Origin of the sequence: Sphingopyxis sp. (genome assembly GCF_035565275.1) — a bacterium.
In the GTDB taxonomy this organism is placed as follows: Bacteria; Pseudomonadota; Alphaproteobacteria; order Sphingomonadales; family Sphingomonadaceae; genus Sphingopyxis.
This window is the reverse complement of the sequence record NZ_DATMST010000284.1, coordinates 1-7094: the sequence shown is the minus strand read 5'-3', so window position 1 is coordinate 7094 and position 7094 is coordinate 1. Positions and strand designations below refer to the sequence as shown.

The window sequence follows — 7094 nt, the reverse complement described above, 5'->3', positions numbered from 1 at the left end:
GCCCACCGCGCCGGTGACGCTCTCGGGCGACGGCCGCCTCGCCACCACGACGTTGACCGTGCTGACCTATAATCTGGAAGGGCTGGGCTGGCCCGCGCGCAAGGGGCGTGCGCGCGAACTCGGGGAAATCGGTGCCCGACTGGCGGCGATGCGGGAGGACGGCAGCGCCCCCGACGTCATCCTGTTCCAGGAAATGTTCAGCAGCGCGGCGAAGCGCGCGGTCGCCGCGAGCGGCTATCCGGCGATCGCTCCGGGACCGCAGCGGACGACGAAACCCTTCGCGGCGGGCGCCGAAAAGATGCCGGGAAAATCGAGGCCGCTGAAGGGCGAGGTCGGCTTCAAGCTGCTGGGCGGCGGGCTGGCGATCGCGTCGCGCTATCCGATCGTCGACACCGCGCTCGACGCCTATGGCCGGCGCGCGTGCGCGGGGCTGGACTGTCTGGCGAACAAGGGGGTGATGCTCGCGCGGATCCGGATGCCGGGGGTGCCCGCGCCGATCGACATATACAACACGCACATGAATTCGCGCGGCGCGTCGGGCGTATCCGAAGCGCGCGACGGGGAGGCGCACGCGCGGCAAGCAATCGCCGCGTCGGAATTTATCGCGCGGACGCAGGACATGGCGGTCCCGCTGATCTTTGGCGGCGATTTCAACATGCGGCATTCGGAAGATCGCTGGGCGGAATTCTCCGAATATCATCCGCTGTCGCTGGTGCACGAAGTATGCGTCGATCCCGCGTCGGGATGCGAGGTGAAGATGTCGTGGGATGGCGATGCGCCGTGGATGGATACGCAGGACCTGCAATTCTTCGCCGACGGCGAGCAGTTGACGGTGCGCCCGGTTCGCGTCGAAGCCATGTTCGACGGGGGCGCAAGCGGTCCGCGCCTGTCGGACCATGACGGGTTTCTCGTTACCTATGAACTTCGCTGGCCGGCGGGGGTGGTCGCGCGACCGGCCTGCGAAGCGGCGCAGCCCTAAAGCGCCATCAGCAAGGCCGCGAGGGTCGCGGCGACGATGACGAACAGGATGAATGCCCGAAGCCCGTACAGGCGGATGAGCCGCGCGCCCCGGGTTTCGGCGGGAGGCCAGCCGGCGACCGGCGCGTGCGCGTGGTCATCGGGCAAGGCGGCATCGCCCGCACGCGGGAACACGGGCTGCGAGGCGAGACCCGGTCCGCTGATCCCGCTCGCAAGCGCAAGCTTTTCGAACGCGACCGCCATCTTTTCCTCCTTGAGATTGCGGCCGACCTCGCGCTGGCGCGGATCGTCAGGAGACAGCGGAAGCGCCGCGACGAGCCGTTCGACCCTGGTATCGAGCGCGTGCAGATCGTCGATCGCTTCCATCGCGCGCGAGCGATCACCGCGTTCGAGCGCGAGTTGCAGCCTTGTCATCGACAGCATGCCGATGCGATACAGCTGAAGCCCCAGCGCATAGTCATTGGCGGTCGCCAGGACGTCAGGCGCGGGATCGACCGGATGATCCCCGTGCCGGGTCGAAAGCGCGTTCATATTTATCAGCTCCTGACACCTCCCTCCCCGAAAGCGGACTAGAACGGCGGCGCGTGCGCGAGGAGTCCCGATCCGACCCGCTGTGCCGGGGATGCGCCGGATGGTGGCGAAAGCTCCGGCCGGCAGGCGCGTTCCGGTTTCGGCCAGGGACGCTTCAGGTTTGAAAGCAAGAAACGGGGCGTGCAGATCGTCCCTCCGTGGCAAACTCCGGACATGAGCGAGACTATCGAGACACGAACCGCCGCGCTGGACTGGGACGGCATTGCCGCGGCGCTCGACCGCGAGGGTTGGGCGGTGATCCCCGGGCTGCTTTCGGGTGCCGAATGCGGGCGCATGGCGGCATCATACGCAGAGGAGAAGTTGTTCCGCAGCCACGTGCATATGGCACGGCACGGGTTCGGGCGCGGCGAATATCGTTACTTTGCCTATCCGCTGCCGCCGCTGGTTGCGGACTTGCGCCGCGCGCTCTATCCGCGGCTCGCGCCGATCGCGAACCGCTGGCACGAGCGCATGGGGCAGGCGGTCCGCTTTCCGGCCGACCACGGCGAATTTCTGGCGCGATGTCATGATGCAGGGCAGGCGCGACCGACGCCGCTGCTGCTGAAATATCGCGCCGGCGACTATAATTGCCTGCATCAGGACCTGTACGGCGAGCATGTCTTTCCGCTGCAGGCGGCCGTCCTGTTGTCGGCGCCGGGCGAGGATTTCACCGGGGGCGAATTCGTGCTGACCGAACAGCGCCCGCGCATGCAATCGAGAGTCGCCGTCGTGCCGCTGGAAAAGGGCGATGCGGTGCTGTTCGCGGTGAACGTGCGGCCGGTGCAGGGCGCGCGCGGCGATTATCGCGTCGCGATGCGGCACGGGGTGAGCGCCATCGGGGCAGGCAACCGTCACACGCTGGGGATCATCTTTCACGACGCGGCTTGACAGGCCTGTGCTCCGGATCACGGTTTCTCGAAGCCGAATCGGTTAGCGAGACCTGGTCGGGAGCAAGGAGCAGAAGACGATGAGTTTATTGTTGGCGGTCGCGGCTATGGCTCCCGCCTTTCCCGAAAATGTCGAGATCAGTCAGCGCTATGATTGTACAGTCCGTTCGACCGGGCATGAAAAGCGACGTTCAGAGCCGTTTCCGGCGGGCGACTATGTGTTCCTGTTTCCTGCGGCCACCGGCCTGATCCCGGGGAAATCCATTCCCTATGTCCACACCCTTGTCGATGGCCGCACATATTTCGAACAAGCCACGATCGAGACGGCCGCCCCCGACCTTGGCCCTTCCTTCGGTTTCGCACTCCGCACCGGCCCCGGGGCGACGCTGGCGTTCACGACGCGCGATCCCGAAGCAGGCGAGCAGTCCGGGCTGCGCGGCTCGTATCGCACGATCGAGGGCCGCGAAATCAAACTTGAAGGGGAGTGCCGGGTCCGGAGCGGCCCCGTCTCCGTCAGTATCTCTTCACCCTGACGCGGAAATTCCAGGCGCGCGATCCGCCCGACCGATCTACCGCGCCGGGGAAGAACAAGCCTTCAGCCAGAAGAATAGCGATATTTATCGGCCAGTCCGATGTCCCGTATGATACGCAATCCGGCGGCGAGTTCGGCCGCGCCGAGTTCGCGAAGCGGCTTGCGAAGCCCGCCGACCGGCAGGCCGCAGGCGCGCATCAAGGATTTGATCGCGACGGGATTGATCGCGGAATAGTTGAAATGGAGCAGCGGCAGCAGCTCCAGATATTGCTCGCGGAAGGTCGCCGCTTCGCCTTCTCCCGCCCAGGGCGCCGATATGGCCGCCATTTCCGCCGGCGCTATATTTCCTCCCATATTCGCGGTACCATGGCCGCCGAGCGCCATCGTGGGAACGACGAGGCCGAGGTTGGGGGAGTCGCAGCACATCACCGAGACATCGGGTGCCGCGGCAAGGATTTGCGCCACCTGCCCGACGCGCGCGGTCGATTCCTTGTGGATGACGATGTTGGGATGGCGGAAGAGCCGCAACAGCTGGTCCCAGTGAAGATCGGTCTTCACGCGCGGCGGGTTGTTGTAGATGCCGAGCGGCAGGTCGACCGCGTCGGCGACCTCGAGGTAGAATTGCTCGATATCGGCCTCCGGCGCGCAAAGATACGGCGGCGCGGCGATGATCGCACCGTCGGCACCGTTCGCTGCAGCGAAGCGGACATTCTCGATCACCTGTTCGGCCGAGGGGCCGGTGCAGCCATAGAAAAAGGCCATGTCGCCGGTCCGCATCTTTGCCGTTTCGACGATGATGCGCTTTTTCTCCTCGGGTGAAAGCAGCGTCGGCTCGCCGGTCGAGCCCATGAACAGGATCGCGCGCGTACCATTTTGCTGCTGGTGATCGAGCAGCGCCCGCCAGGCGCCGAAATCAATCTCTCCCCGACTGTCGAACGGCGTGACCGTTGCGACGAAAGATCCTTCGATCCGGGTACCCGGCATGGCGCACCTCCCTGAAAAAGCCATTGGACAAGGACAATGATGAGTGTGACCGTCAAAATCCGCTATCCGGGCTGGCGGAATTGCGTGTCTCGCCACTCATATAATCAGGAGCACGCGATCCGGCGCCCGATGGCCGGGACAACGCGGGGGAAAAACATGCGGAAAACCGCCCACAGCATCGCGCGCGCGGTCGCCGCCGGCCTCATCTTCCTGTGCGCCGGGTCGGCGATCACGGGATCGGCGCAGGATGCCTCGCAGGGCGCGCTGGTCCTGCGCGCCGCGCGGATGTTCGATGCGACGAGCGAACGGATGCGCACCGACGCGGTCGTAATCGTCCAGAACGGGAGGATTGTCGGGGTTGGTGGCAATGCCGCCATTCCCGAAGGCGCCCGGACAATCGACCTTGGCGATGCCACGCTGCTGCCCGGGTTCATCGACGTCCATTCGCACCTGACGCTCGAACCCGACGAGAATTATTACCGCAAGACGCTCAACGAGTTGATGCGCAACCCGACCGAGATGGCCTTCTACGCCGGCGCCAATGCGCGACGGACGCTCGATGCCGGCTTCACCACAGTGCGTCACGTCGGCGCGCGCGAGTTTATCGACGTCGGGCTTCGCAACGCGATCGCTGCGAACCTCACCGCGGGACCGCGCATCCTCGCTGCGGGCAATGCGATAACCGCCACCGGCGGAAGCTGCGACCGGGCGCCCTACCCCGCGCAGCGCGTCGCACCGCTGACTCCCCGTGAGGGTGTCTGTACCGGCGCCGACCAGTGCCGCGATGCGGTGCGCAACCAGATCAAATGGGGCGCCGACGTCATCAAGGTCTGCGCCTCTGGCGGCGTCCTGTCCTACGACCCCGTCGATGTCCCGCAGTTTACGCGCGAGGAGCTCGACGCCGCGATCGGTGAAGCGCATCACTGGGGGCGCAAGGTCGCGGCGCATTCGCACGGCGACACCGCCTCGCGGCTCGCAATCGAGGCCGGGGTCGATTCGATCGAGCATGGCAGCTTCCTGTCGGAGGATACGCTGAAAAGGATGAAGGCAAAGGGGGTGTTTCTCGTTCCCACCTTCATGGCGATCGACTGGGTCAAGAAGAATGCGGACAGCTATCCGCCCAATATCGCCGAAAAGGCCCGCGTTGCGGCGGCGGCTCATACCGCCATGTTCAAGGCCGCCCTGCGCCTCGGCGTGCCGATTGCGCTCGGAACCGACGCGACGGTGCGCCCTGACGGTCACGGGCGCAATGCGATGGAATTCGGCCTGATGGTCGATGCCGGCATGCCGCCCGCCACCGCGCTGATCGCCGGGACGAGCAATGCCGCACGGCTGCTCGGTCTCGATGCCGAGATCGGGACACTCACTGTTGGCAAATCGGCCGACATTGTCGCGGTACCCGGCAATCCCGTCATCGACATCCGGGTCACTGAAAGACCCCTGTTCGTCATGCAACGCGGGCGGGTCATCCGCCAGGATGGCCAGTCGCTGCTCCGGTAAACGCCGGTTCGTCTCATCAAGGCCCAAGGGAAAATCAGATGCGCCGTTTCTTGACCGTCCTGTTGCTCGCCGCGAGCCCGCTGTCCTTCGCTTCTGCCGCGGCGGCGGCCGATACCGCCGCGACGGCGCCGTCGCTGCTCGACGTCCCGCGGATCGACTTCACAAAGCGCGTCCTTGCCAATGGCGCGACCCTCTATGCGATCCGCGATACCGGCTCGGCGACGGTTTCGATCAACATCTGGTACGACGTCGGCCAGCGTGACGATCCGCCGGCCCGTGGCGGCTTCGCGCATCTGTTCGAGCATCTGATGTTCAAGACGACACGCAATCTGCCCGGCGGGGTGCTCGAGGCAGTCAATGCCATGGGCGGCAACGCCAACGCATCGACGCTGTTCGACTATACCGACTATTATATCACCGTACCCGCCAACCAGCTCGAGGGCATGCTGTGGCTCGAAGGTGAGCGGCTGCGCAACCTCGTGATCGACGAGAAGTCGTTCCATTCGGAACGCGACGTCGTGAAGGAGGAACTGCGCCAGCGCGTCCTGTCGCAGCCCTATGGGCGCATCCTCTACACGCTGCTTCCCGCCTTCTCCTTCGACGGGCATCCCTATGCTCGTCCGATCGGTGGTACGATCGCGGACCTCGATCAGGCAAAGCTCGCCGACGTGCAGGCGTTTCACGAAGCCTATTACCGGCCCGACAATGCGGTCTTCGTCGTATCGGGCAATTTCGACCCGGCACAGCTCGACGCCTGGGCCGACCGCTATATCGGGTCGGCACCGCGTCCCGACCGCGCGATCCCCCGCGACCCCGCGAAGGGGCGCCCGGTCGCGGCGCGGGCAATCGACGCCTATGCGCCGAACGTTCCGCTGCCTGCGGTCGCGTTCGCGTGGCGCGCGCCTTTCGCCGCCGATGCCGACGCGGCCGGGATCGACCTGATCGAGGCGGTACTGACGCGCGGCGCCGCATCGCGCCTGCGCCGCAATCTGGTCGACGAACAGGGCGTCGCATCGGCCATCAGCAGCTACAATCTCCCGACGCGCGACGGCCATGCCTTCGCGTTGGTCGTGACGCTCGCCAAGGGGCGCGAGATCGCCGATGCCGAAGCAGCGCTCACCGCCGAGATCGCGCGGCTTCGCGACACACCGCTGCCCCCCGCCGAACTCGACGCGGTCAAGAACGGCCTGTTCGGCGACGCGCTAGCGCGGCGCGAGACCGCGCGAGGTCGCGCCTACGAGCTCGGTGGCGGTGCCGCACTGACGGGCGATCCGGGCCTTGCTGACGCGCGGCTCGACGCCATTCGCCGCATGACCTCCGCCGACCTCCAGCGCGTTGCGAAGAACTGGCTCGACGACGGGAAGCGGGTGACGCTGCGCTATCGCGACGAAAGCCAGCGCCCTGCGGGCTACGCCGGCGACACCTCTCCCGACGTGTCGAAAATGGGTCCGGCGGTTCCGACCGCAAGCCTGCCACCGGTCGCCATCGCCAGCGCGGATGCGCGCGAGGCCCGCCCCGCTCCTGCCGAAGCCGTTCCCTCGGTCGCGCCGGCGCTTGCCGAACGCCGCCTCTCCAACGGCCTGCGCGTCGTCATCGCCCAATCGTCGAAGGTTCCCCTCGCCAGCGTCCGGCTGGTGATCGAC

Annotated in this window: 7 protein-coding genes; 5 read left to right on the top strand and 2 right to left on the bottom strand. The window is 66.2% G+C overall.

All coding sequences use genetic code 11. The features are described 5' to 3' along the window. A partial coding sequence (locus tag VN047_RS18760) for an endonuclease/exonuclease/phosphatase family protein (protein WP_325545361.1) occupies positions 1–979 on the top strand: 979 nt, incomplete at its 5' end. Here the strand turns inward: VN047_RS18760 and VN047_RS18755 are convergent. Then, positions 976–1509, bottom strand: a complete 534-nt coding sequence (locus VN047_RS18755; RefSeq protein WP_325545360.1) for a hypothetical protein — start codon at positions 1507–1509, stop codon at positions 976–978. The two genes, VN047_RS18760 and VN047_RS18755, sit on opposite strands and share 4 nt — an antisense overlap. 213 nt (positions 1510–1722) lie before the next feature. Between VN047_RS18755 and VN047_RS18750 the strand changes: the two genes are divergently transcribed. Both VN047_RS18750 and VN047_RS18745 read left to right on the top strand, forming a co-directional pair. Continuing rightward, on the top strand, positions 1723–2436 hold the full coding sequence (locus tag VN047_RS18750) for a 2OG-Fe(II) oxygenase (RefSeq protein ID WP_325545358.1): 714 nt from the start codon (positions 1723–1725) through the stop codon (positions 2434–2436). A 79-nt stretch (positions 2437–2515) separates the two neighbouring features. Then, positions 2516–2968 (top strand): hypothetical protein, encoded by a 453-nt coding sequence (locus VN047_RS18745; RefSeq protein WP_325545356.1) that lies wholly within the window; start codon positions 2516–2518, stop codon positions 2966–2968. Positions 2969–3030: 62 nt separating this feature from the next. On the opposite strand, the gene VN047_RS18740 is transcribed toward VN047_RS18745, so the two are convergent. After that, entirely contained in the window at positions 3031–3951 is a 921-nt protein-coding gene (locus VN047_RS18740; protein ID WP_325545354.1) for a dihydrodipicolinate synthase family protein, read from the bottom strand. 156 nt (positions 3952–4107) lie between these two features. Here VN047_RS18740 and VN047_RS18735 point away from each other — a divergent pair, with 156 nt between their 5' ends. Continuing rightward, the gene (locus VN047_RS18735) at positions 4108–5451 is read left to right on the top strand and encodes an amidohydrolase family protein (protein WP_325545352.1); all 1344 of its coding nucleotides are present in this window, start codon (positions 4108–4110) and stop codon (positions 5449–5451) included. Positions 5452–5489: 38 nt separating this feature from the next. Next, positions 5490–7094: pitrilysin family protein (locus VN047_RS18730; RefSeq protein WP_325545350.1), on the top strand; the 1605-nt coding region annotated here is incomplete at its 3' end.